Source organism: Microbacterium luteolum, from assembly GCF_039533965.1.
Lineage (GTDB): Bacteria > Actinomycetota > Actinomycetes > Actinomycetales > Microbacteriaceae > Microbacterium > Microbacterium luteolum.
Map to the genome: position 1 here is coordinate 2,862,378 of NZ_BAAAUN010000001.1, position 24,070 is coordinate 2,886,447.

General features: G+C 69.2%; 27 protein-coding genes and 1 tRNA gene. 18 read left to right on the top strand and 10 right to left on the bottom strand.

Annotated features, from left to right (window positions below; translation table 11 throughout):
• Positions 1-50 precede the first annotated feature (50 nt).
• Positions 51-491 (top strand): redox-sensitive transcriptional activator SoxR, encoded by a 441-nt coding sequence (soxR, locus tag ABD648_RS13855; protein ID WP_282215535.1) that lies wholly within the window; start codon positions 51-53, stop codon positions 489-491.
• A gap of 31 nt (positions 492-522) precedes the next feature.
• Here soxR and ABD648_RS13860 read toward each other — a convergent pair whose 3' ends face one another.
• Complete coding sequence (locus tag ABD648_RS13860) at positions 523-1,950, bottom strand: MFS transporter (protein WP_282215536.1); 1,428 nt, start codon at positions 1,948-1,950, stop codon at positions 523-525.
• Between the two features lie 152 nt (positions 1,951-2,102).
• On the opposite strand from ABD648_RS13860, the gene ABD648_RS13865 reads away from it, so the two are divergent.
• From ABD648_RS13865 to ABD648_RS13880, 4 genes are read left to right on the top strand one after another with little or no spacing between them, the layout of a single operon-like run.
• Entirely contained in the window at positions 2,103-2,315 is a 213-nt protein-coding gene (locus ABD648_RS13865) for a heavy-metal-associated domain-containing protein (protein WP_282215537.1), read from the top strand.
• On the top strand, positions 2,312-3,235 hold the full coding sequence (locus tag ABD648_RS13870; protein ID WP_282215538.1) for a heavy-metal-associated domain-containing protein: 924 nt from the start codon (positions 2,312-2,314) through the stop codon (positions 3,233-3,235). The genes ABD648_RS13865 and ABD648_RS13870 overlap by 4 nt, the downstream gene beginning before the upstream one ends.
• Positions 3,232-5,499: a heavy metal translocating P-type ATPase gene (locus tag ABD648_RS13875; RefSeq protein ID WP_282215539.1), complete on the top strand. Its 2,268-nt coding sequence runs from the start codon at positions 3,232-3,234 to the stop codon at positions 5,497-5,499. The genes ABD648_RS13870 and ABD648_RS13875 overlap by 4 nt, the downstream gene beginning before the upstream one ends.
• Before the next feature lie 43 nt (positions 5,500-5,542).
• Complete coding sequence (locus ABD648_RS13880; protein ID WP_282215540.1) at positions 5,543-6,079, top strand: GNAT family N-acetyltransferase; 537 nt, start codon at positions 5,543-5,545, stop codon at positions 6,077-6,079.
• Here the strand turns inward: ABD648_RS13880 and ABD648_RS13885 are convergent.
• Complete coding sequence (locus ABD648_RS13885; RefSeq protein ID WP_282215541.1) at positions 6,076-6,297, bottom strand: hypothetical protein; 222 nt, start codon at positions 6,295-6,297, stop codon at positions 6,076-6,078. The genes ABD648_RS13880 and ABD648_RS13885 overlap by 4 nt on opposite strands.
• A gap of 211 nt (positions 6,298-6,508) precedes the next feature.
• Between ABD648_RS13885 and ABD648_RS13890 the strand changes: the two genes are divergently transcribed.
• From ABD648_RS13890 to ABD648_RS13900, 3 genes are read left to right on the top strand one after another with little or no spacing between them, the layout of a single operon-like run.
• Entirely contained in the window at positions 6,509-7,339 is an 831-nt protein-coding gene (locus ABD648_RS13890) for a Rossmann-fold NAD(P)-binding domain-containing protein (RefSeq protein WP_282215542.1), read from the top strand.
• 57 nt (positions 7,340-7,396) lie between these two features.
• The gene (locus ABD648_RS13895) at positions 7,397-8,563 is read left to right on the top strand and encodes a MalY/PatB family protein (protein WP_282215543.1); all 1,167 of its coding nucleotides are present in this window, start codon (positions 7,397-7,399) and stop codon (positions 8,561-8,563) included.
• Positions 8,564-8,607: 44 nt separating this feature from the next.
• Positions 8,608-9,609 (top strand): aldo/keto reductase, encoded by a 1,002-nt coding sequence (locus ABD648_RS13900; RefSeq protein WP_282215544.1) that lies wholly within the window; start codon positions 8,608-8,610, stop codon positions 9,607-9,609.
• Here ABD648_RS13900 and ABD648_RS13905 read toward each other — a convergent pair whose 3' ends face one another.
• From ABD648_RS13905 to ABD648_RS13915, 3 genes are all read right to left on the bottom strand, one after another.
• On the bottom strand, positions 9,610-10,293 hold the full coding sequence (locus tag ABD648_RS13905; RefSeq protein WP_282215545.1) for an SGNH/GDSL hydrolase family protein: 684 nt from the start codon (positions 10,291-10,293) through the stop codon (positions 9,610-9,612). It lies immediately after the preceding gene.
• Positions 10,294-10,358: 65 nt separating this feature from the next.
• Positions 10,359-10,775 (bottom strand): MerR family DNA-binding transcriptional regulator, encoded by a 417-nt coding sequence (locus ABD648_RS13910; protein ID WP_282217551.1) that lies wholly within the window; start codon positions 10,773-10,775, stop codon positions 10,359-10,361.
• 12 nt (positions 10,776-10,787) lie between these two features.
• Positions 10,788-11,210, bottom strand: coding sequence for a hypothetical protein (locus ABD648_RS13915; protein WP_282215546.1), 423 nt, complete (start codon positions 11,208-11,210; stop codon positions 10,788-10,790).
• Positions 11,211-11,422: 212 nt separating this feature from the next.
• Between ABD648_RS13915 and ABD648_RS13920 the strand changes: the two genes are divergently transcribed.
• From ABD648_RS13920 to ABD648_RS13945, 6 genes are all read left to right on the top strand, one after another.
• Positions 11,423-11,944 carry an Asp23/Gls24 family envelope stress response protein gene (locus tag ABD648_RS13920; RefSeq protein WP_282215547.1) on the top strand — a complete coding sequence of 174 codons (522 nt, stop codon included), beginning with the start codon at positions 11,423-11,425 and terminating at the stop codon, positions 11,942-11,944.
• Positions 11,941-12,129, top strand: a complete 189-nt coding sequence (locus ABD648_RS13925; RefSeq protein WP_116633630.1) for a DUF2273 domain-containing protein — start codon at positions 11,941-11,943, stop codon at positions 12,127-12,129. Before ABD648_RS13920 ends, ABD648_RS13925 begins: the two co-directional genes overlap by 4 nt.
• A complete protein-coding gene (locus ABD648_RS13930) occupies positions 12,129-12,524 on the top strand; it encodes a hypothetical protein (RefSeq protein WP_282215548.1) in 396 nt (131 codons plus the stop codon). The genes ABD648_RS13925 and ABD648_RS13930 overlap by 1 nt, the downstream gene beginning before the upstream one ends.
• Positions 12,521-13,105 carry an Asp23/Gls24 family envelope stress response protein gene (locus tag ABD648_RS13935; RefSeq protein ID WP_282215549.1) on the top strand — a complete coding sequence of 195 codons (585 nt, stop codon included), beginning with the start codon at positions 12,521-12,523 and terminating at the stop codon, positions 13,103-13,105. The genes ABD648_RS13930 and ABD648_RS13935 overlap by 4 nt, the downstream gene beginning before the upstream one ends.
• Positions 13,102-13,716 carry a hypothetical protein gene (locus ABD648_RS13940; RefSeq protein ID WP_282215550.1) on the top strand — a complete coding sequence of 205 codons (615 nt, stop codon included), beginning with the start codon at positions 13,102-13,104 and terminating at the stop codon, positions 13,714-13,716. The genes ABD648_RS13935 and ABD648_RS13940 overlap by 4 nt, the downstream gene beginning before the upstream one ends.
• A gap of 111 nt (positions 13,717-13,827) precedes the next feature.
• Complete coding sequence (locus tag ABD648_RS13945; protein WP_282215551.1) at positions 13,828-14,001, top strand: CsbD family protein; 174 nt, start codon at positions 13,828-13,830, stop codon at positions 13,999-14,001.
• Between the two features lie 56 nt (positions 14,002-14,057).
• Here the strand turns inward: ABD648_RS13945 and ABD648_RS13950 are convergent, their stop codons facing one another.
• From ABD648_RS13950 to ABD648_RS13960, 3 genes are all read right to left on the bottom strand, one after another.
• The gene (locus ABD648_RS13950; RefSeq protein ID WP_282215552.1) at positions 14,058-15,158 is read right to left on the bottom strand and encodes a serine hydrolase domain-containing protein; all 1,101 of its coding nucleotides are present in this window, start codon (positions 15,156-15,158) and stop codon (positions 14,058-14,060) included.
• Between the two features lie 63 nt (positions 15,159-15,221).
• A tRNA-Gly gene (locus ABD648_RS13955) sits at positions 15,222-15,295 on the bottom strand.
• Between the two features lie 109 nt (positions 15,296-15,404).
• On the bottom strand, positions 15,405-19,868 hold the full coding sequence (locus ABD648_RS13960; RefSeq protein WP_282215553.1) for an RICIN domain-containing protein: 4,464 nt from the start codon (positions 19,866-19,868) through the stop codon (positions 15,405-15,407).
• 104 nt (positions 19,869-19,972) lie between these two features.
• Between ABD648_RS13960 and dcd the strand changes: the two genes are divergently transcribed.
• Genes dcd through ABD648_RS13975 form a run of 3 tightly spaced genes read left to right on the top strand, consistent with a single transcriptional unit; the run spans position 19,973 to position 21,484 of the window.
• Positions 19,973-20,578 carry a dCTP deaminase gene (gene dcd, locus ABD648_RS13965; protein WP_282215554.1) on the top strand — a complete coding sequence of 202 codons (606 nt, stop codon included), beginning with the start codon at positions 19,973-19,975 and terminating at the stop codon, positions 20,576-20,578.
• 1 nt (position 20,579) lies between these two features.
• Positions 20,580-21,041, top strand: a complete 462-nt coding sequence (locus tag ABD648_RS13970) for a hypothetical protein (RefSeq protein WP_282215555.1) — start codon at positions 20,580-20,582, stop codon at positions 21,039-21,041.
• Between the two features lie 8 nt (positions 21,042-21,049).
• Complete coding sequence (locus ABD648_RS13975; protein WP_282215556.1) at positions 21,050-21,484, top strand: GNAT family N-acetyltransferase; 435 nt, start codon at positions 21,050-21,052, stop codon at positions 21,482-21,484.
• On the opposite strand, the gene ABD648_RS13980 is transcribed toward ABD648_RS13975, so the two are convergent.
• A complete protein-coding gene (locus ABD648_RS13980; RefSeq protein WP_282215557.1) occupies positions 21,462-22,397 on the bottom strand; it encodes an alpha/beta fold hydrolase in 936 nt (311 codons plus the stop codon). The genes ABD648_RS13975 and ABD648_RS13980 overlap by 23 nt on opposite strands.
• A 73-nt stretch (positions 22,398-22,470) precedes the next feature.
• On the opposite strand from ABD648_RS13980, the gene ABD648_RS13985 reads away from it, so the two are divergent.
• Positions 22,471-23,118, top strand: coding sequence for a TetR family transcriptional regulator C-terminal domain-containing protein (locus tag ABD648_RS13985; protein ID WP_282215558.1), 648 nt, complete (start codon positions 22,471-22,473; stop codon positions 23,116-23,118).
• 104 nt (positions 23,119-23,222) lie between these two features.
• Here the strand turns inward: ABD648_RS13985 and ABD648_RS13990 are convergent, their stop codons facing one another.
• Complete coding sequence (locus ABD648_RS13990; RefSeq protein WP_282215559.1) at positions 23,223-23,987, bottom strand: helix-turn-helix domain-containing protein; 765 nt, start codon at positions 23,985-23,987, stop codon at positions 23,223-23,225.
• Positions 23,988-24,070 lie beyond the last annotated feature (83 nt).

Consider the following 24,070-nt stretch of genomic DNA (forward strand, 5'->3'; position numbering starts at 1 on the left):
TTCGTCACGCTATGACCTCAAGTAAGCTTGAGGTCAAGAGGAGGGTCGAGATGTCTCTGGAACCCGATGATCTGCTGGCGATCGGCGAGGTGACGCAGCGCACCGGAGTGCCGGCATCCGCTCTCCACTTCTACGAGCAGCTCGGCCTGATCGCGTCGACGCGCACCCCGGGGAATCAGCGTCGATACCGCCGGCACATGCTGCGGCGGATCTCGCTGATCGTGGTCGCGAAACGGCTCGGCATCCCGCTCAGCGACGTGCAGGAGGTCTTCCAGAGCCTGCCGCTCGACGATCCGCCCTCGCAGCGCGACTGGCGACGGGTCGCCCAGCTCTGGCGTGCGCAGCTCGAAGTGCGCCGCACTCAGCTCGACCATCTGCAACGCGAGCTCACCGGCTGCATCGGCTGCGGCTGTCTCTCGCTCAAGGCCTGCCGGCTGCTGAACCCCGAGGACGCGCTGGGCGTCGACGGGCCGGGCCCGCGTCGCATCTGACGCGGGACCAGCCCGTCGATCGTCCCGGCCGTCAGGCCGGGACGGAGTGCGCTGTCGTGTGCGTGGACACCCGCGGCGTTCTCATCGCGATCGCGGTGACCAACGCCCCGACCAGGGCGAGGATCGCGGCGCCGATGAATGCCGCGGAGTATCCCTGGGTCAGTTCCACGCGAGAAGGATCCGTGCCGGAGATTCCGGAGACGACGGCCGTGAGGCCGGCGAGGCCGAGTGCGGAACCGATCTGGTAGCTGGTGCTCACGAGCCCCGAGGCCACGCCCGTCTCCGCCGGCGGTGCGGCGTTGATGGCCGTGCCGAGCGAGGGGACGAAGGCCAGCGACATGCCGAGGGCGGCCACGAGCGAGGCGGGCAGGACATCGACGACGTAGTTGCCGTCCGGTCGGACGAAGGCGAGCCAGGCGAGCCCCGCCGCCAGGAGGAGAAGACCGCTGACGATCAGCGCCTTCGCACCGAACCTCCCCTGCAGCCGTGGTGCGAGAGCGACCATGACGAGCACGACGAGGCCGGTCATCGGGAGGAGTGCGGCGCCGGCGGCGAAGGCGCTCGCGCCCAGCACCTGCTGGAGGTAGAGGTTCAGGAAGAACCACATCGAGACCCACGCCGCGCCCAGCAGGAGCTGTGCGCCGTTGGCCGCTCCGAGCAGCGGAGTGCGCAGCAGCCCGAGCCGAAGAAGCGGGTTGCGGCTCCGCGCCTGGACGAGGAAGAAGATCACCAGCAGGACGAGGCCTCCGCTCAGCAGGCCCAGGGTGGACCAGGTGAGCCAGCCGACCTCCGGCGCGTTGACCACCGCGTAGACGACCGCGGCGAGTCCGCCGGTGACGGTGATCGCGCCGACGATGTCGATCGATCCCGATGCCTTGCGGACGGTCCGGGGGAGCGACGTGGCCGTGAAGGCGAGCACGAACAGCGCGATCGGGACGGTGACGTAGAACACCCACGGCCAGCTCACGTACTCGGTGAGCACGCCGCCGAGGAAGACCCCGGCCGTCCCACCGATCGGGGCCGCAGCGCCGTACACCGCGAACGCCTTCGGCAGGTCGGAGGTGCCGCCGAAGAGCATCATCAGCAGGGTCAGCGCGGCGGGGGCGATGAGTGCGGAGCCGGCCCCCTGGATGGCGCGGCCGGTGATCTCGAGTCCGACAGTGCCGGCGGCGCCGGCGAGGATCGACCCGGCGATCAGGACGATCCAGCCGAGCACGAAGATCTTGCGGGCGCCGAAGACGTCGGCGAGGCGACCGCCGAGCAGGAGCAGGCCGCCGAAGGCGACCACGTAGGCGTTGAAGACCCACGACAACGACTCGGGGGTGAAGCCGAGCTCCCGTTGGATGTCGGGAAGAGCGACGCCGATGATCGAGGTGTCCATGATGACGACGAACTGCGCCATGGCGATCAGCACGAGGCCGAGCCAGCGCTTCGCCGGCGTTATGGGTGGGTGGGACATGGTGATTCCTCCTGAAGGGTGGCCCGGCGGTCCGGGCGAGATGCGGTAATACCCCAGGGGGGTATTACGTTCAGAGTAGCGGAATACCCGGGTGGGGTATACGGTTGGAACAAATACCCAGCAGGGGTATCCCAAGACGAGAAGAGGATGACATGGCGACGAACGAGTACCAGGTGACGGGCATGACGTGCGGGCACTGCGAGATGTCGGTGCGCGAAGAGGTCGGACAGGTCGCCGGAGTCGAAGGCATTCAGGTGAGTGCGAAGACCGGGCTGCTGGAGGTCACCGCCTCGGACGCGATCGACGACGCGCAGATTCTCGCGGCGGTCAAGGAGGCCGGCTACTCGGCGGTACGCGCGTCATGAAGACCGGCGCACGTCTCGCCCTGTACGGGCTCGGACTGATCGTCGCTTTCGGCGGAGCCTTCGGCATCGCCGCAGCGGTGGTTCCCGACGACGTGGTCGCCGGATGGCAGAAGGGAAGCGAAATGAACGGGCATGACGAGGGACACGAGTCCGGGGAGACGGCATCCGCATCGGCATCCGTCGCCACTGCGCTGAAGGGTCTGGCGCTCAGCATCGACGGGTACGTCCTGTCGCCGATCGAAGCGCCGACGACCGTGGGCGAGGCCGGTGAGCTCCGCTTCCAGATCCAGGATGCCGCCGGCGAGGCGGTGACCGACTACACGACGGCTCACGACAAGGATCTGCACCTGATCGTCGCGCGCTCGGACGGGAGCGGTTTCCAGCATGTGCACCCGCTGCTCGATGAGGCGACGGGCACATGGTCGCTGCCGTGGGAGTGGGAGGCGGCGGGAACGTACCGCGTGTTCGCCGACTTCACGCCGGGCGGCGCGGACGCGGCGAACCTGACCCTCTCGCGCACCGTGCAGGTGGCGGGCGAGTTCGTTCCGGTCGAGACGCAGCCGAGCGTGGCCTCCGAGGTCGACGGCTTCACCGTCTCCCTCGAAGGAGACGTGGTGGCAGGGTCTGCGAGTGAACTGGCCATCACCATCTCGCGTGACGGCGAACCCGTCACGACGTTGGAGCCCTACCTGGGGGCTTTCGGTCACCTCGTGGCTCTGCGCGAGGGCGATCTCGCCTTCCTGCACGTGCACGCCGAGGGGGACGAGCCCGAGGCCGGCGACACGTCGGGACCGGAGATCGTGTTCTTCGCCGAAGCCCCGACCGCCGGACACTACCTGCTGTACTTGGACTTCCAGGTCGACGGCGTGGTGCACACGGCCGAGTTCGTCGTCGACGCGGCACACGGAGACCACTCATGAGCACGACAGCCCCCCAGACCGCCGGCGCCGGCGTCGAGTTGGAGATCGGCGGGATGACGTGCGCCTCGTGCGCGATGCGGATCGAGAAGAAGCTCAACAAGCTCGACGGCGTCACGGCGACGGTCAACTACGCGACCGAGAAGGCGAAGGTCACGGTGCCGGAGGGGTACGACCCCGCGGCACTGATCGCCGAGGTGGAGAAGACCGGGTACACGGCCGTCCTGCCCGCGCCGAAGGGCGACAAGAAGAAGACCGGTGACGCCGACGAGGCGGACCCGGAGCTGCGTTCGCTGCGCAATCGGCTGATCGGATCGATCATCCTCACCGTTCCGGTGATCGCGATGGCGATGATCCCCGCTCTGCAGTTCACGTACTGGCAGTGGGCGTCGCTCGCGCTCGCCGCACCGGTGATCGTCTGGGCGGCGTGGCCGTTCCACCGGGCGGCCTGGATGAACCTTCGGCACGGTGCGGCCACGATGGACACGCTCATCTCGATGGGCACCTCGGCCGCGTTCCTCTGGTCGCTGTATGCGCTGTTCTTCGGCACGGCGGGCACGCCGGGGATGACGCATCCGTTCGAGTTCGCGCTGGCGCCGTCCGACGGTGCGGCGAACATCTACCTCGAGGTCGGCGCGGGCGTGACGATGTTCATCCTCGCCGGGCGCTACTTCGAGAAGCGCTCGAAGAAGCAGGCCGGGGCCGCTCTGCGGGCGCTGCTCGAGCTCGGCGCCAAGGAGGTCTCGATCGTTCGCGACGGGATCGAGGGCAAGATCCCCGTGGAGGACCTCCGCGTGGGCGATGAGTTCATCGTGCGTCCGGGCGAGAAGATCGCCACGGACGGGGTCGTGGTCTCCGGCACGTCGGCGGTCGACGCCTCCATGCTCACCGGGGAGTCCGTCCCCGTCGAGGTCGCCTCGGGGGATGCGGTGACCGGTGCCACCACGAACGTCGGGGGACGACTCGTGGTGCGGGCGACGCGGATCGGATCCGACACGCAGCTGGCGCAGATGGCCCGGCTCGTCGAAGACGCGCAGACCGGCAAGGCCGAGGTGCAGCGCCTCGCCGACCGGATCTCCGGGGTCTTCGTGCCGATCGTGATCGTTATCGCCGTCGCGGCACTCGGGGGCTGGTTGGGAGCCGGCTTCCCGGTGACGGCGGCGTTCACGGCAGCAGTCGCCGTGCTCGTGATCGCGTGCCCGTGCGCCCTGGGGCTGGCGACGCCGACGGCGCTGCTGGTCGGCACCGGTCGCGGCGCGCAGATGGGCATCCTCATCAAGGGTCCGGAGGTGCTGGAATCCACGCGCATGGTCGACACGGTCGTGCTCGACAAGACCGGCACCGTCACCAGCGGGAAGATGACCCTGGTGGATGTCGTCGTCGAGCCGGGTGTGGACCGCGCGGACCTGCTGCGGTTGGCCGGCGCGCTGGAGGATGCCTCGGAGCACCCCATCGCGCAGGCCATCGCCAAGGGCGCGACGCAGGAAGTCGGTGCGCTCGCCGCCCCGGAGGACTTCGCGAACATCGAGGGCAAGGGCGTGCAGGGCGTCGTGGACGGGCACGCGGTGCTGGTGGGCCGCGAGTCCCTGTTGGCCGAGTGGTCGCTGAAGCTGAGTCACGAGCTGGCATCCACGAAGGCGCGCGCGGAGAGCGAAGGCAAGACGGTCGTCGCCGTGGGCTGGGACGGCCAGGCGCGCGGCATCCTCATCGTGGCCGACACGGTCAAGCCGACGAGTGCCGAGGCGATCGCGCAGTTCAAGGCGATCGGTCTGACCCCGGTCCTGCTCACCGGAGACAACGAGGCGGTCGCACGGCAGATCGCCACCGAGGTCGGGATCGACGAGGTCATCGCCGAGGTGCTGCCTGCGGACAAGGTCGACGTCGTCCGCCGCCTTCAGAGCGAGGGCAAGGTCGTCGCGATGATCGGCGACGGCGTCAACGACGCCCCGGCGCTCGCGCAGGCCGACCTCGGTCTGGCGATGGGCACAGGAGCGGATGTCGCGATCGAAGCATCCGACATCACCCTGGTGCGCGGCGATCTGCGCAGCGCGGTCGATGCGATCCGGTTGTCTCGCAAGACGCTCGGAACCATCAAGACCAACCTGTTCTGGGCCTTCGCCTACAACGTCGCGGCGATCCCCGTCGCGGCCCTCGGGATGCTGAACCCGATGCTCGCGGGCGCGGCGATGGCGCTCTCCAGCGTCTTCGTCGTCGGCAACAGCCTGCGGTTGCGCGGGTTCAAGAGCGTCGCGGACCACAGCCAGTAGGCTCCGGGCCCAGGGTGCGCGCAGACCTTCCTAGGATCGAGAGATGACTTCTGCTGTCACTGATCTGCCGCTCCGCCGGGCTGCGCCGGAGGATGCCGCCGCCGTGCTGCGTCTGTTCGACGAGGCGATCGCCTGGTTCGTCTCGATCGGCAACACCGGCCAGTGGGGCACCGAGCCGGTCTCGGGCACGCCCCGCTGGGAGGCGCGGGCCGAGGAGTGGTGCTCCGGCGACGACAGCTGGGTGGTCGAGCATCCGGAGATCGGAGTCTGCGGGCTGATCGCGCTCGGCGACGCCGTCGACTACGTCCCGGCTGCCGTCGAGCCGGAGCTCTATGTCCGGGTGCTGATCGGCTCGCGGGATCCACGGGCGAAGGGCGTCGGACGCCGGCTGCTCGCCCTCGCGGACGAGCGCGCGGCCGCGAAGGGCGTCGACCTGCTTCGAGTCGACTGCTACGCCGGAGGGTCCGGCGACCTCGTGCGGTTCTACGAAGCCTGCGGGTACACCCGGGCGGGGACCTTCGCCGTGGGCGAGGAGCCCAACGCGTGGCCCGGCCAGGTGCTGGAGCGGCGACTCCCCTAGTACGGCACCTGACTGGTCAGGTGGAAGGTCATTCCCATCCACCTGTCCATGTAGGCGCTCTGGGCGCCGTTGCTGTACTTGAAGCAACCCGCGCCGCAGGAGCCCTGGTACACGTAGCTGTTCGCCGCGTTGGCGGCTCCAGCGGGTACGAGGAGGAGCGCGGCCGCGAGTGCGACGACGGCCCCGGCGCCGGCGGCGCGCTTCTTGATGTTCTTCATGGTCTGTTCCTCTCGGTCGTGCCCACCCCGCGCGCGTGCGGGAGCGGTCCGACCGTCAGTCTTCTCCGACCGGGAGGCGTGCACATCGGTGGAACTACGGACTCACGCGAACTCGTCTAGCGCCGGGGCGCCGGCGGGATGGAACTCGAGATGGCCTGCGCGATCGCGGCGGCGACGTCGGGGGTCCGCGATCGTGTGACAGATTGAAGCGATGAACTCCTCCGCCCGCCTCGCGCCTCCCCGCCGCACGCTCCTCGTCGGATTCGGCAAGCTCGGGCGGGGTCTCGCTCACCGGCTCGTCGCCGACGGCAGTGAGGTGTTCGCGCTGCGGCGCAGTGACGACGACCTGCCGGAGGGCGTCACCGGCATCCGCGCGGATCTGTCGGTCCCGCTGACCGAGCCTCTGCCTGCGGTCGACGCGATGGTCGTGACGCTTCCGCCGCCGGGAGGCGTCGACGGGTACCGCATCGCCCTGACCCACCTCCGCGACGCTCTGCCCTCCCTTCCCGATCGCACCGTGTTCGTCTCGTCGACGGGGGTCTTCGAGGCGACGGCATCCGATCACCCGATCACCGAGCAGGACGAGCCCGTGCCGGCATCCGATCGCTCCCGAGGTCTGTACGACGGGGAGCGCGCGGCGATCGAGCTGTTCTCGGCGGTGGTCGTGCGGCCGAGCGGGATCTACGGCCCGGGCCGAGGGTTCCTGCTCCGTCAGGTGCGCGAGCACAAGCCCGTGAACCACCGCCGCCGTACGAACCGCATCCACGAGGTGGATCTGGTACGCGCACTCGATCTGCTCCTGCGGATGCCGGAGCCGCCCGCCCTGGTCCACGCGGTCGATCAGGCGCCGGCGCCATTGGGAGACGTCGTCGCGCACATCGCGTTCCGGCTCGGCGTCGACGCGCCGCCGGGCGACCCGTCGGCCGAGGCGACCGGGCTCGTGCACGACGGGTCGCTGCTGCTGTCTCTGCTCGGAGATCTCGACTACCCGACGTACGTCGAGGGGTACGACGAGATGATCGCAGCCGAGCCCACCCCCTGAGAACCGGGCGAAGATGGAGGGAGCACGCACCCCCGCCAGCGCAACGACAGGAGCCCCATGTCTCTCGCCTCCGCCTTCGACGCCATCGAGGTCGAGCATCTTCGTCGCATCGGCGGGCTGAAGTGGTCGATGTTCCCCGACGCGGTGGGCGCCTTCGTCGCCGAGATGGACTTCGGGGTCGCACCCGGCATCTCCCGTGCACTGCACACGGCCGTCGACCAGGGCATCTTCGGATACCTTCCGACCGCCCTCTCCGACGAGATGTCGGAGGCCACGTCGGATTGGCTGCGTGACATGTACGGCTGGGCTGTGCCGGCATCCGACGTCCACCCGATCGCCGACGTGATCCAGGGCCTCGAGCTCGCGATGGAGCACTTCTCGCGCCCCGGCTCTCCGATCATCGTTCCGACGCCCGCCTACATGCCGTTCCTCTCGGTGCCGCCCGCGGCAGGGCGCGAGGTCATCCAGGTGCCGATGACGGTGACCGATGGGCGCTACACGCTCGATCTCGACGGCATCGACGCGGCGTTCCGTGCCGGGGCCGGCCTGCTGATCCTCTGCAACCCGTACAACCCGGTCGGTCGCGTCTTCACGCGCGAGGAGCTGCTCGCCGTCAGCGAGGTCGTCGAGCGTCACGGCGGGCGGGTGTTCTCCGACGAGATCCATGCGCCGCTCGTCTACGCCCCGGCGTCTCACATCCCCTACGCCTCGATCTCGGATGCCGCCGCCGCTCACACCGTCACCGCGACGTCTGCCTCCAAGGCCTGGAACCTCCCGGGCCTGAAGACGGCGCAGATCATCCTGAGCAACGACGCCGACCGCGCAGTCTGGGAGCCGATCGGGATGATGGCCTCGCACGGCGCGAGCAACCTCGGCGTCATCGCGAACACCGCCGCCTACCGCGACGACCGCGCCTGGCTCGCCGACGTCAAGGGCTACCTCGACGGCAATCGCCGGTTCCTCGGCGAGGCGCTGGCCGCGCGCATCCCGGAGATCTCCTACCGCGCACCCGAGGGGACGTACATCGGCTGGCTCGACGCGAGAGCGCTCGACCTCGGCGCGCAGCCGGCCGAGTTCTTCCGCGAGAAGGCCGGCGTCGCCCTCACCGACGGATCCGCCACCGGCACGGCCGGCATCGGATTCATGCGCTTCGTCTTCGCGACGCCCCGCCCGATCATCGAGCAGGCCGTCGATCGGATGGCCCTCGCGCTCGCCGCGCGCTGAGGCTGGAATAGTGGACTCGAATCCTTCCCCCAGAAAGCAGGACGATGACGTACACCGCTGAGCCGACCAGGTACGACTCGATCACGACGGCCCGATCCGGGCGGAGCGGACTGATCCTGCCGCGCGTCTCGTTGGGCCTGTGGAACAACTTCGGCGAGGACCGCACGTTCGAGACGCAGCGCGCGATCCTGCGCCGCGCCTTCGATCTGGGCGTCTTCCACTTCGACCTGGCCAACAACTACGGTCCGCCGGCCGGCAGCGCCGAGCAGAACTACGGTCGCATCCACCAGCTCGACTTCCAGCCCTACCGCGATGAGCTCATCATCTCGACGAAGGCGGGCTACCAGATGTGGGACGGGCCGTTCGGCGAATGGGGCTCGCGCAAGACCATGGTCGCGTCGCTCGATCAGTCCCTGCAGCGCCTCGGTCTCGAGTACGTCGACATCTACTACTCCCACCGGCCCGACCCCGAGACGCCCATCGAGGAGACCATGGGTGCGCTCGCCACCGCCGTCCGGCAGGGGAAGGCGTTGTACGCCGGCATCTCGAACTACTACACGCCGGAGGAGACGCGGGCTGCTGCGGCGGCACTCCGCGTCGAGGGTGTTCCCCTGACGATCCACCAGCCGCGGTACAACATGTTCGACCGCCGCATCGAGGAGCTGGGTCTGCTCGACACCCTGACCGAGCTCGGCACGGGCGCGATCGCCTTCTCCCCGCTGGATCAGGGACTGCTCACGGATCGCTACCTGAAGGGCATCCCGAGCGACTCCCGTGCGGCGACCGGACGATGGATGACCGAGTCGAACATCTCGGAGGCGTACCTCGATCGGGCGAAGGCCTTGAATGAGATCGCCTCGTCGCGCGGCCAGACCCTCGCTCAGCTGGCGATCCAGTGGGTGCTGCGCGACCCGGCGGTCACCAGCGCGCTGATCGGTGCGTCGAGCGTCCGCCAGCTGGAGGACTCCCTGCGCGCTCTCGACGGTGCTCCGCTGTCGGACGAGGAGATCGCCCGCCTCGAGCCGCTGGCCGCGAAGCCGGCGTGATCACAGCGCCGGATCGAGCTGCGTCAGCGCAGCATCCATCTGCTCTGCCATGTGCTGGTAGCCCACGTTGGAGGGATGCTGGCCGTCGGACGCCATCCAGCTGTCCTCCGAGCCGGCGTAATGACCGTCGAGCCAGCGACTCGCGCCCGGTATCCAGTCCGCGTCGATCTCGGCGGCGGCGGCCCGGACCCAGGCGATGATGGTCTCCACGGATTCCGGTCGTCTTTCGGTGTACCAGAAGGGCTCGACGACGATGATCCGTGCCGAGGGCAGTGCGTCGCGGATCCGGGTGAGGTCGGTGGTGATCGTCTTGCGGATGAGGTCGGCGCGCTGGGCATAGCTGAAGTTGTCGTTCAGGCCCATCGTGACGAAGACGATGTCGGGCTCGGACTCGATGATCTGCTCGGGAAGGTCGTCTTCGTCGAAGTCCGAGCGGTGGTTGACGAAGCCGAGTCCGTTCACGCTCGGGTTGAACTCGCGCCACCCGCGGCCCTCGCTGATGATCGTCGACCAGCGCAAAGACGGGTCGCTGGCGCCGGTCCCGAGCGTGTACGAATCTCCGTAGAACGAGACGAGCGGCCCGCTCCCGGGCGTCGGCGACACATCCGGCGCGGGCGTCGCGCTGCAGGCGGTGAGCCCCAGGGCGACGGCGACGACGGAAGCGAACGATCGGAGGAGGCGCATACCTCCTGTTCGTCGCGGACCGCGGGACGGATGGGGCGCGGCCAGCGCGGAGTTCCGGCCCCGTCTCACAGAGACCGGGTCGACGGCAGAGCTGCGGGGAGCGACCCGCCGAGCGCTTCGACCACCGGACAGGCGGCGTCCGCATCGATGACGGGGCGCTCGGCGATCACCAGTAGCGCGGCCCGGGTGCGCTGGAGGTCGGCGATGCGTCGATCGATGTCATCGACCTTCGACAGCGCCTGCTCGGTGACGATCGATGCCGGGACCGCTCCACCGGTGAGGGCGGCGAACGCGCTGAGCTCCGTGAGGGCGAACCCCAGCTCCTGCCCGCGCCGCAGGAAACGGACGTGGCGCGCGTCGTCTAGGTCGTACTCGCGGTAGCCGTTCGCCGCGCGCTTCACCGCCGGCAGCAGGCCTGCGCGTTCGTAGAATCGGATGGTCGATACCTTCACGCCCGCTTGCGCTGCGAGCTCGCTGATCATCACGAGCACACTCTAAACGGATGCCGTCGCCCGGCGCCGATGCGCGAGGACGGCGCCGCCCTGGACGACAGCCCAAGCGAGTTCGAGGGCGAGCAGGACTCCGGTCAAGGCGGTGGCCCCGTTCAGGAGGGCGGTCGCCATCCCCACCGAGAACAGCAGGCGCGCGGTGGTGTCGGCGACGCCGGCGGCGATCGTGGGCCGGAGGATCCGGAACACGGCCCAGACCACCACGATCGAACCCATGAGGTTCGCGAACATGACGGTGAAGACGTCATCCGGCGAGGGCGTGATGCCCGTGAGTCCGAGCGCTTCATGAGCCTGCGCCAGACCACCGAAGACGAGGACCGCCGTCCATGGCAGGGCGAAACCGGCGGTGATCACCAGGTCGTAGAGGGCGGAGATGCGGATCACGCGGAGCGTCGTCGATTCGGTCATGCCCTCATCGTCGAGCCTGCACCTCGGTGCAGTGTCAAGTCGTGGGTCGATCCAGCGCAGCATCCGAGGAAACGGCACGGGGGTCGAAAGGTTCAGAACATTTCGTGACGAATCGACAGGTGTGTCCGTCTTACCTGTGAGCGAGGATCTCGCTCCCGGTCGAAGCCCCAGAGGGGCGGGCGACCGGTCTTCAGATCGAGATAGGACCCGTCATGGCAAACCAGGACCAGAACACCCCCGCCGCTCCCGCCGAGAAGGAGCTGGCCCAGACCGCGACCGCGTCGAAGCCCGCTTCCGCCTCCCGCGTGGACCGGTCCTCGAGCTTCTCGACGTCCCGGATCCCCGCGGACTCGGATGCCGCAGGCAAGACGGTCATCGCCGACGGCGTGGTCGCCAAGGTCGCCGGCATCGCCGCCCGTGAGGTCCCGGGTGTGTTCGCGCTCGGCGGCGGCGGAGCACGCGCTTTCGGTGCGATCCGCGACGTGATCAACGCGACCGACCTCGCCCAGGGCGTCAAGGTCGAGGTCGGCGAGACCCAGGCCGCCGCAGACCTGACCATCGTCGTCGAGTACCCCGCCCCCATCCAGGAGGTCGCGGGCAACGTGCGCGCCGCCGTCGCCGGAGCCATCAGTCGACTGGTCGGCCTCGAGGTCGTCGAGGTCAACGTCGAGGTCAACGACGTGCACGTGCCCGGAACCGACAACCAGGAGAACGAGGAGTCGCGCGTCTCATGAGTCCCACCGTCACCGGCGCCCTGATCGGCGCCCTCCTCGCTCTCGCGGCGCTGCTGTTCGGGTTCTGGGGATTCCTCCTCATGGCCCTGTTCGCCGGCATCGGCGCGATCGTCGGCCGGATCGCCTCCGGCAAGATCGACGTTCGCGGGCTCGCCGACGCCTTCACAGGGCGGCGCACCTCCTGATGCGCGTCGACCAGCACATCGCCCCCGGTGGCGGCCCCGCGGGGGTCGCCACCGGAGGGGACACCGTCCCGGGCCGCATCGACGTGAGAGAGCGCGTGTACCGCACGGTCACCGAGCAGGCGTCCGCAACCCTGATCGGCGTGCCCCGCGGTGACGTGAAGGTCGATGTCGCCGAACACCCCGGAGGCATCGCCGTCCGCATCGCGACGCCGCTTCCCGTGCCCGATCTCGACGACACCGCCGCGATCTCCCAGAGTCCGCCGGTCCTCGACCGGGCACGTCAGCTGCAGGAGCAGCTGCAGCAGCGGCTCTCCGGCATCCTCGGCCGTCAGGTCACCCGCATCAACCTCACCATCACCGGTGCCGCCATCCCCGAAAGGAGACGAGTGCGATGAGCACCCCGGTCCTGCGCCGCGTCGTCCGACGCGAGACGCACTCGCCGCGCACCGTCGCGACCTTCGTCGCCGTCATCCTGCTGATCCTGGCGCTCGTCTACATCGGGCTGGAGATCGTGCTGAGTCTCGCCGCCCAGCCCGCGCTCCTCCTGGGGCCCGCCGCCGCAGGAGGATGGCTGATCGGCCTTCCGACCGCTCAGCCGGCCGGCCTCGTGATCGCCGGGAGCGCGGTCCTCGTTCTCCTCGGCGTGATCTTCGTGTGGCTCGCCGTCACCCCGGGGCGCCTGTCGAAGCACACCCTCGACGCGGGCGACCGTGCGGTCGTCGTCGACAACGGCGTGATCGCCAGCGCCCTGGCGCAGCACCTGTCGGAGGAGACGGGACTCGCACGCGAGAACATCACCGTCGGGGTCGCCCACCGCAGCGTCGACGTCACCGTGCGCCCCGGCGCCGGCATCCCGCTCGACAAGAGCATGGTGCAGTCGGCGGCCGAGCTCGAGCTGGAGACGTACCGACTGACCCGGAGCGTCCGAACACGGGTACGGATCGACCGCCCTGACACCAAGGAGGACGAGCTGTGAACACCACGAATCGCGCTCTCAACCGCACGCTGCTCCTGATCATCGGGCTGCTGTTCCTCGGGCTCGGGGCGGTCGGCATCGCCATCATGAGCTGGCCCACTGCGACCGACATCTGGACGTCGGCGGGAGAGGACACGCGCTCCTGGCTCGACCAGGCGATCGCGGCGTCCGCCATCGCGGGCGGCAACCTCTCATGGGTCGCCGTCGGCGTCGTCGCCGCGATCCTCGTCGTCGTCGTGCTGCTGATCCTGGCGCTGACCAGCATCGCGGGTCGCCGCTCGAAGACCGTCTTCCGTTCGTCGGGTGCGCAGAATCCCCTCGGTCGGGTCACGGTCACCGAGTCCTTCGTGTCGGATGCCGTGAAGAACTCGCTGGCGACACGGGACGAGATCCTCTCGACGCAGGTCACGGCCAACGACATCCGTCAGCGTCCGGTGCTGCACGTGGCCGTGACGCCGCGGCAGAACACCGACCCCCGCGAGGTCGTCGATCACCTCGACCGCCTGCTCACCAACCTCGCCGCCCTGACCGGACGCGAGACGGAGACCTACTTGTCGATCCACACCGGACTGCGTGCGCGCCTCGCGCACGATCAGCGTCGACTCTCCTGACAGAGAGGTTCGCGCCCACCCAGAGACTTATCGTCGGTCGCTGCGCGGCACGTCGATAAGGCGTCGGGGGATCATCCCGACGTCATGATCACCACAGGAAAGGAGCTCCCCATGGGACTCGATGACAAGATCAAGAACGCCGCTCAGGACATCGCCGGCAAGGCGAAGGAAGCGATCGGCAACGTGACCGACAACGACAAGCTCGTCGCCGAGGGCAAGGCCGACCAGGCCAAGTCCGACGTGAAGCAGGCCGGCGAGAACATCAAGGACGCCTTCAAGAAGTAATCAGGGCGACCCGGGATGCGGGGTGGGCGGGGGAGACCCTGCCCACCCTGTCTTCGTCAAACAGTGTCTGCGAACAGCTCCATGATCGCCTCGCCCATCTCGACCTGGGTGAGCACGATCTGGAAGGTGCCGTCCGGGTCGATGTGGAAATCGGTGCCCTGGCCGCCGGACCAGCCGTAGCGTCCGGCGTGCTCGCCCTCTGTCACGACGGCGACGCCGAAGCCCCAGCCGGTGCCGTTCCAGAACCCGGGGAAGAAGCTGTCCTCCGCCTTCGCCGCGGCCGGCACCTGATCCGTGCGCATCAGGTCGAGAAGCTCCGCATCGATGACGATCCTCCCGTCGTGGATGCCGCCGGCTGCCAGCATCCGTGCGAACGCGGCGTAGTCGGATGCCGTCGACACGAGCTCCGAATGGCTGAGGTCGAACGGGGCCGGGGCGACGGAGAACCCGCCTGCGGCGGGTTCGATCTCCACCAAGGTGCCGGACTCGTCGTGGCGATACGCGGCGGGCAGCCGATGCGCCTGCGCGATGGGCACGGTGTACCCGGTGTCGACCATGCCGAGCGGCTCGAACAGGTCGGTCCGCAGGTGATCCTCGAGCGATCCCTCGACCACGCGGGAGAGCAGGATGCCGAGGATCCCGAAGGAGTGGTGGTAGCGCCATCCGGTCCCGGGCTGGAAGGCGAGCGGCAGGTCGGCGAGGGCATCCAACCATTCCTGCGCACCGAGGGCGACGGGTTCCTGTCTGGCCTGGGTCCGGTTGGCGATCATCGCATCCTGCAACGGGCACGGCGCTGGCATCATGCCGTACCCCGACATGTTCGTCAGCAGATCCCGCACTGTGATCGGCGACTCGGCGGGCTCGACGTCATCGAGTGAGGACGTCGGAGTGCGCAGCACCTGACGATCCGCAAGCTCCGGCAGCCACCGTGCGACCGGATCATCGAGACCGAGCCGTCCGTCCTGCACGAGCCGCAACGCCGCCACCGTCACGATCGGCTTGGTCATCGACTGGATCCGCACGATCGCATCCGCCGGCAGATCGCCCGCCGTGACGACCTCGTCCGGTCCGTCGGGCCGACCGCGAACGGCGATGATCCCCGGCGCCGTCCCGCGCGAGACATGGTCTTCGAGAATCGGAAGCAGAGGATTCGTCATGCCCACCATTGAACACGCTGCGCGTCGCGAGCGAATGTCCGGAACAGCTCTGGACGTTACATGTGGAGGGACTGACGGGAATCGAACCCGCGCTATCTGCTTGGGAAGCAGAAGTTCTGCCATTGAACTACAGTCCCGAACCCGCTCGCGGAGCGGGTGAACGCAAGCCTACCCGTCCGCCGCCCGATGGCAAAAGCACGGGGCCACCGCGGATGCTGCTCCGCGGTGGCCCCGTGCGTCAGTCGCTCAGCGACGCCAGCGCCGCCGCCCGGCGAAGGCGAGTCCGCCGCCGACGAGCAGGAGCGCCGCCAGGGCGAGAGTCACGGTGAGGACGTTTCCGTCCAGTCCGGTCGCCGCGAGTCCGCCTCCGCCGCTCGTGCCGCTGGAGGCTCCGCCGCTTCCGCCGGTGCCCGTGCCCGGCTGCCCGGTTCCCGGCCCGGTTCCGGGGTCCGCCGCCCGCACGGTCAGAGCGGCGCGGAACTCCGTGCCGTCGGCCCGTGTCATCACGATGTGGTGCTGGCCCGCCGGGACGTTCGCCGGCACCTTCCACGTCAGCGACGCCGCTCCGGCCGCGTCAGCCGCCACCGTGCCCATGTCGACCGGGTCGGAGTGCAGCGCGAACGACACATCCTCCTCCGGCTCGAGCCCGGCGACCTCGACCGTGATGTTGTCGCCGGCGGTGACGGCATCCGTCGAGATCGTGATCTCGGGAGCCGCCGGGGTCACGGCTTCGTCGAGCGTCACCATGATCCAGCTCACCTGCACGTCGGCGTCACGGGTCGGTGCCAGCACCAGCTCGATCTCGCCCGCATCGCCCACGGTGATGTCGCCGTAGCTGCGCGTCTCGTCGGCCGCGACGTAGTCGTGGTCCTCCTCGACGACGGTGCCGTTGACGCTCACCCGTGCCCCGCGGTCATCCCACTGATCCCACGGATCCGCGTATCCGACGTGCACGCTGTAGCGACCTGGCTCGAGGTCGCCGAAGCGGTACGCGATGTCGCGCCCATCGACGGCGTAGCGGAGCGTGGAGAACATCGTGCCGTCGGTCGCACCCGACGACTTGCTGCCCTCGCTGACGTACCCCCAGGATGCGCCGGTGTCGGCATCCTCGCCGTAGGACTGGTCGGCGAGGGTGTTCTGCAGGTCGCCCTCATCCGCGGCATCCCGCAGTGCCTTCCAGTCCGCCGTCTCCTGCCCGCCGGCGTTCACCGCGTAGCGGAGCCCGTCGGGGACGACGGCGATCGTCCGGGTGAAGGTGCGTCCGCCGAACTCCGGCAGGGTGCCCGTGGCCGTCACGATGCCCGGCGCGTCGAACGATCCGCTGAAGCTCCACGTGACCGGCTGCTCCGTCGCGACGCCGTTCCTGGTCACGGTCACCACCGGCACGTCGAAGCTGCCGCCGACCGGGATCGTCTCCGGAACCGCCGAGACGTCCCACGCCGACCACTGGTCGAGCTGATCGAGAGTCCACTCGTCGTGCACCTCGACCGAGAGGGAGTCTCCGCCCTCGCCCATGCTGATCGGGAGCCACACCATCTGCGCGTTCTTCAGATCGGTGCCGCCGTTCCAGCGGTCGCCCATGTAGATGTACTTCCCCTGCTCGGGGTCGACCGGGATCACGGAGGACGGCTGCGAGTTCCAGGAGTTGCTCTGCGCCCACCACGGGAACGGGTCGCCCATCTCGGTCCACGCGCCCATGAGGTCGGTCGACGTCGCCCAGCGCGACGGGTTGGGGCTCCAGCCCGTCGTGCCGGAAGTGATCAGGAAGTACCGTTCGTCGTGCTGGAAGATCGCCGGGGATTCCCGGGACTGGTTCACGAAGATGCGGTTGTAGTCCACACCGAGCACGGCCTCATCCGCGGGCGTCGCGAGATCCGTGTACTCGTCGTCGAGCTTCGAGATGAACATGGTGGCGTTCTCCTCGCTCGAGTAGATGATGTACCCGGTGCCGTCGTCGTCCACGAACAGGTTCATGTCGCGCGCCATGCCGCCGTTGTTCGGGGCGTGGTTGGGCGGATCGGCATCCGCGGGGGCGTAGTTCAGCCGGTAGCTGTCGATGTAGCGGAACGGGCCGAACGGGGAGTCCGACACCGCGACGCCGGCATTCGCCTTCGCGTACTGCGCCGACGACGTCGCGGACGGCCCGTCCATGTGCGCCCACATGACCCACTTGCCGGTCTGCTCGTTGAAGATGACCTTCGGACGCTCGATGATCGGCGGGGTCACACCCTCGACCGGGACCGTGCCGAGGTCGCGGTAGACGGCATCCTTCTGCTCCTGCGTGTAGTCGCCGTAGAGCGCCTCGAAGTACGGCTCGTCGAACTGCTCCGTCGACGCCAGCGTGCGCAGCGCGACCCCGCGGTCCTCCCAGTTGTAGAGGTCGTAGGAGCTGTAGACGTGCACGCCCGGCGCCGAGTGGTAGCCGTTCGTGCGGTCCTCGCCGTAGAGGTAGTAGATCGTGCGGCCGTCGTCGTCGGTCGACGGGACGACCTGGCCGCCGTGCGCCTGGATGACCTCGCCGTTCGTGTCGAGCCATTCCTGGCCGGGGCGGAAGCTCGCGTAGGGCGCGATCTCATCGCGCGCCGCGTCCAGCTTCCACTGCTGGTTCGCGCCGCCGTTCGACTGCCAGACCCCGACGGATGCGCCCGCGGAGGTCGAGGAGCCCCCGACGTCGAGCACCTTCCCGCGGCCGGCGTTGAGCAGGCTGAAGGTGCTGCCGTTCGTCGACGTCATCATCCAGAGGGCCGACGGGTCGGCGGATGCCGTGGCGTCGTCGACGTCGCGGAGGACCGTGCTGTCGCCGTCGGCGACGAGTGCGCGACCGTCGGCGGCGCGCAGAGCGAAGCGGTCACGGGACGTTCCCGGCTGGTCGTCGATCAGCGATGCCGTCCACGTCTGGGCGCCGATCAGCTCGGGCTCGCGAGCGCTGCCGAGCTGCGTGCTGTCGTCGACCACGGTGAGCGCGTGCCCGCTCTGCACGCCGGTGAGCGTGTAGGAGGCGCCATCTCGGAGGGCGGGCGCGTCGGCGGCGACGCCTTCGACACCGGTGACCACGAACGTGGTCACCGACTTCGCGGGCACCGTCAGGGTCGCCGTTCCGTCGGCACCGACGGTGACCGCCGTGCCGGTGCGGAGGGCGTTCGCCTCGGGGTCGGATGCCGGTGACCCGGTCGTCACGATCGGCGTCACGGTCGCGCTCTGGTCGATGTCGCCGAAGAGCGACAGGTCGATCGTGATCGTGCGGTCCTGGTCGCTCTCGTTCGTGTGCACGAGCGTGGCGCCGGAGCCGTCGCCGTCGATCGCGGCGGTGGTGTCATCGTCGCCGACGCGCACGAGCTGGTCGCCCGGCTCGATGTAATGGGTGAAGTTGCGCAGCGTGTTGTACTTCGCGTTCGTGCGGAGCTGGCAGCTCGGGTCGGCGTCGCCGTCGGCGATCCGGCGGGCGGAGTCGCCGTTCGCGTCGCAGTCGAAGTCGATGAAGATCGAACCCCAGTTCTTCTTCTCCACCTTCTCCATGTTGTAGAGGTCCTCGACCGGCTGCCACAGCACCCAGGCGTCCGGTTCGAGTTCGCGCAGGTCGTCGCTGACCAGCTGGGCGATGCCGAGACCATTCTCGATCGCATCCGGGTTCCAGCTGTCGCCGCCCCAGTTGCCCTCGACCTCGCTCATCCACAGCGGCTTGTCGGCGCTCTTCGCGATGTCGCGAGCCAGCGGACGGCCGCTGGTGCCGTAGGTGTGCACGTTGAGCTGCGAGACCACGTCTCGCGCCTCGGCATCCCACCCGTTCCAGTCCTCGACGAACCGGTCGGGGTTCGTCTCGTCGGGGCCGGAGATCGCGGCATCCGTCGTGGTGTCGGACTCGGCGAGTTCGGCGGCGAGGGCCTTGAGCACCTCGGCCTGCAGGGCGGGTCCGGCGTGGGCACCCTCCTGTCGGCTCGCGCTCGTCGGCCAGCCGTCGTCGCCCAGGGTCGTGCCCCAGTAGTTGGTGTTCGGCTCGTTCAGGGGATCGATCGTGTCGAAGGAGATGCCCTGGGTGTCCTCGACGTGCTCGACGACCGTCTTCACGTAGGTCGCGAAGGTGCCGAGCGAGTCCTGGCGGATCTGGTCCGCCCAGGCGTCGGTGCCGCCGCTGACGAATCCGCTCTCGGTCATGAAGTAGGGCGGGGAGTTGCTGAAGGCCTCCCACGTGTCGACCTGGTCCTTGATCGCCGACACCCAGGCGAGCTGCGCGGCATCCGCCGAGAAGTCGTAGTCGCTCGCGTTCTCGCCGGTCCACGCGGCGCGGTAGCGGTCGCGGTCGGCGAAGTCCGACGTGATCTCGCCGCTGTCGTCGGTGAGGGGTGCGTCGGGGTTCCACCATCCGGGCACGGCGCCGCCGGGTCGGAGATAGGCGGGTACATCGGAGGCGTTGCCGCCGCCGATGTTGTACCGCGCGATGTTGAGGTTCAGGCCGTCGTCTCCGAACACCTTGCCGATGAGCTCATCACGCAGCTCTTCCGGGTAGGAGCCGGTGGCGTTCGCCATCCAGACCAGGCTCGATCCCCATCCCTGGAACGGCCCGCCGGCATAGGCCGGATTGGGCGTGAGGGTGAGATCGGATTCGGCGGCGCTGGCCGCCTGGGGGAGGGCGGCGAGTCCGCTCGCTGTCGCCGCAAGCACGGCGGCCATGGCGAGCGCGCGCCGGGGTGAGGTCGCTCTTCTTTCAGACATCCTTGTCCATTCCGATTGTGTTGACGTCAACATGTCAACGTCAACACAATCTAGCGGAAGACGATCCTCCCGACAAGGGTGCGGGGGACAACTAGGCTGAACCCGTGCTTCTCAGCGATCGCGACATCAGGGCAGAACTCGCATCGGGCCGCGTCGGCCTGGAACCGCACGAGCCGGAGATGATCCAGCCGTCGAGCATCGACGTGCGCCTCGATCGGTACTTCCGCCTCTTCGACAACCACAAGTACCCGTTCATCGATCCGTCGGTCGATCAGCCCGAGCTCACGCGCCTGATCGAGGTCGATCCGGAGGAGCCGTTCATCCTGCACCCGGGGGAGTTCGCCCTCGGTGCGACGTACGAGCAGGTCACTCTTCCCGACGACGTCGCCGCCCGCCTCGAGGGCAAGTCGTCGCTCGGCCGCCTCGGCCTGATCACGCACTCGACGGCCGGGTTCATCGACCCGGGATTCACCGGGCACGTGACGCTCGAGCTCGCGAACGTCGCGACCCTGCCGATCAAGCTCTGGCCGGGGATGAAGATCGGGCAGCTGTGCTTCTTCCGCCTGACCTCGCCGGCCGAGAACCCGTACGGCTCCGGCCCCTACGGCAACCGGTACCAGGGGCAGCGGGGCCCGACGGCCTCCCGCTCCTTCCAGAACTTCCATCGGACGGATGTCGGCGTGACCGACGTCGGAGCAACAGGGGGCTGACATGAGTGACGGCAGCGGCACGACTCCGGATGAACCGGTCACCCCGGAAGAGCCGGCGATCGCGCCCGCGGATGCCGTCATCCCGCCGCCTCCGCCGGAGATCCCGATCCCGGAGGGGCTGCTGACCCCTCCGCCGGCGGAGATCCCGGTGCCGGACGCGGTGATCCCGCCGCCCCCGCCCGAGGCGCGCCTGCGCTCGTCCGAGCGCCCGCGCCCCGCGATCCTCGAAGGGGATCAGCCCGCCGCCGTCGCCGACGACTGGGCCAAGCCGTCGGTCGCGCCCGAGGTCCCGACCTCGGGCGGCTATCGCGGCCTCACCGTCGCGATCTTCGCCTTCCTGCTGATCCTGCTCACCGCCGCGGTCGTCACCGGGATCTATCTGCTCAGCACCGGCCGCTTCCCGTTCGTGGTGTTCGATCTCGACGCCTCCGCGCTGGGCCTGGGCGTGGTGCTGCCGCTCTGAGCGGGCGGGTGGCGTGGGAGCTGCGCCCGAGCACGGCGGCGGATGCGACCTGGATCGCCGAGCTGCGGGCGATCGTGCTCCGTGACGACCTGGAGCGCCTGGGTCGTTATGACCCGGTGCGCGTGCGACGGCGGTTCCTCGATGCCTTCGGCTCGTCGTCGACCCGTGTGATCGTGATCGACGGGGCGGATGCCGGGTCCATCGCGCTGCGAGCCGACGAGGAGGGTGCCGTGTGGATCGAGCACTTCTACCTCGATCCCCGGCAGCAGGGGCGCGGGATCGGATCAGCGGTGCTCGCCCTGGTCCTCGCCGAGTGCCTCACGCCGCGGTTCCGACTCAACGTGCTCCAGGGCAGTCCCGCGCGGCGGCTCTACGAACGGGCCGGCTTCGTCGTCGACAGCGAAGACGAGATCGACGTCTTCATGACACGGGCGCAGATCTGACCACGGCATCCGTCGTGACCGGCTGGGCCTGACCCTCGGTCGTGCCGAGCGCGTCGACGCCCGCGAGTCCGCCGGCCACGAATGCCACGACCGCGTCGAGGGTGGCATCCGCCGAGAGCACCCTCGTGTGCCCGTAGTCGTCGGTGCGCAGCAGTCGTGAGCGCGCGCCGTGCGCGGCGTGCAGGCGCAGCGAATCGGCATCCGGCATCCGACGATCGCCGCGATCGTGCACGACGAGCAGCGACGTGTCGGCGGGGAGCGGATGCTGCGCCGCGTCGGACAACGCCCCGGTCGCGGTCTCCTCCGTGCCGAAGCGCCGGCGGAACCGCGCCTTCATGTTGTCGGCCGTGGTCTGGTCGACCTGGAACTCGCGCACGAACTCGTCGATGAAGGCGTAGGGACCGGCACCCCCGGCGATCGCGACCACGGCCGGCGTCGGCACGCTCGATCGTGCAGCCGCCAGGGCGGCGAGGGCGCCGAAGGAGTGCCCGACGATCGCGGCGAACGGTCCGTGGATCGCCTGCAGCTCCTCGGCCAGGGCGACCCAGTCGCGCACGTCGGTGCGGCGGCCCTTCGATGCGCCATGCGCGGGAGCGTCGAACGTGACCACACGGAAGCCCTCGAACACGAGTTCTCGCACGAGCGGCGCGAACTGCGAGGCACGGCCGCGCCAACCGTGGAGCACGAGCACGGTGCGGGGCCCCGTGCCCCACTCGTAGCCGGCGACCTCGATGCCACGCACGGCGAGGCGACGGTGCCGGGCTTCGCTGTGCGTGGTGGCATCCCAGTCCCGAACGGGCATCCGCGGGCCGGTCGCGAAGAACGCCCGGAGGGCGAGTCCGCCGGCGAGGGTGGGGGACAGTGCCGCGGTGGTGCGAATGCCGCGGGCGGCGAGTGCAGGCAGGGACGACATGGTTTCTCCTTCGCCGAAACAATACGAACGATCATACGTATAGTAGGCGAACGATCGTTCGTATACTAGGGGGATGTCGGATCATGCAGTTCTGGACGGCCGAAGGGCCCGCGGCGATGCCTCGCGCCGCGTGGTGCTGCAGAGCGCGACCGACCTGGCATCGGTCGACGGGCTTGACGGACTCACGATCGGGCGGCTCTCCGAGGCGTCCGGCTACAGCAAGAGCAGCATCGCCACGCTCTTCCAGAGCAAGGAGCGGCTGCAGCTCGCGACGGTCGCCGCCGCGCGGGAGATCTTCGTGGCGCAGATCGTCGAACCGGCCAGGTCCGAGCCGCGTGGAGTCCGCCGGTTGGCGGCGCTGATGCGTAACGGACTCGTCTACTCCCGCGACCGCGTGTTCACCGGTGGATGCTTCTTCGCCGCGACCGCGGCCGATGTCGACTCGAAACCCGGCCCCGTGAGCGACGCCGTACGTGCGGGCCTGTCGGACTGGTACGCCTACGTGGGGATGCAGATCCGCTACGCGGTCGATGCCGGCGAGATAGAGGTCGACGACATCGAGGTCCTCGCCTTCGAGTTGATCGCCTTGGATGACCAGGCGAACTCGCGTTCGCTGCTCATGCGCGACGAGCGTCCGTACGCCCTGGCCGCTGCGGCCATGCGCGGACGCCTGCGCGCGGCCGGTGCCGACGAAGACGCGGTCGCCCTGCTCGAGCTATGAGCCTGGGCCCCGGCGACCTCGGTCGTTGAGCGAGCGCAGCGAGACGAAACGCCCCACCCGACGTCGTGTCGGATGGGGCGTTCCCTGTTTCATGAGCCTGGAGCTCAGGCGTCGCGACCGCGGCTGTAGCCGGCATCGAAGCCGCGCTCGTACGCGTGCTGCGCGAACCGCGCGGCGCGCTGCGGGCCGTGGCCGCGGTGACCGTGGTCTCCGCGCTCACCGTACTCGCCCTCGTGGAAGCCCGGGTGGCCGTGGTGGCCGTGCCCGCGCTCGCCGTGGCGGCACTCGTCGTCACGCTGGTCGGCGTCGGGACCGAAGCCGCGACCCGGACCGAAGCCGGGACCGAAGCCGTGACCGAAGCCGCGTCCCGGACCGAAGCCGCGACCGAAGGGCCGACCGAATCGGCCCGGGAGTCCGCGACCTTCGCCGCGCCCGCCGAAGCCGTGACGACGACCGCGCGGAAGCGGGGTCTCCTCGTCCCAGCCGAAGGCGCGGGCGATCTTCTCGAGTGACGCGAGGGTGGTGGCCATCTCCTCTTCGGAGACGGCGTCGGAGACCTTCGCGCGGATGCCGTCGACGACGGCGCCGAGGCGCTCCTTGGCCGCGCGGCCCTCGTCGGTGAGCGTCCAGCCGTCGCCGTCTGCGGCGACCCAGCCGCGCTCGACGAGGCGGTGCAGCTTGTGGTCGTTGAGCGGACGATGCGCCGGGATGGTCCCGTCGACGACGTTGAGGATCCGCCAGTCGCGGCGGCTCGCCTGCTCGGCCTCGAAGGCCGAGGCGAACTCGGCCGCCATCAGGCGGTCGGCGGCCTTCAGCCAGAAGCCGAAGGGGCGGGAACTGTTCTGGGGGTTCTGTGTATCGGTGTTCATGAGTAGTCCTTAGATGTCAGTGTGCATGTGGTTGTCACATGTCATGTATATGTAGTGTGACATGGAGTAAGGATCCATGTCAA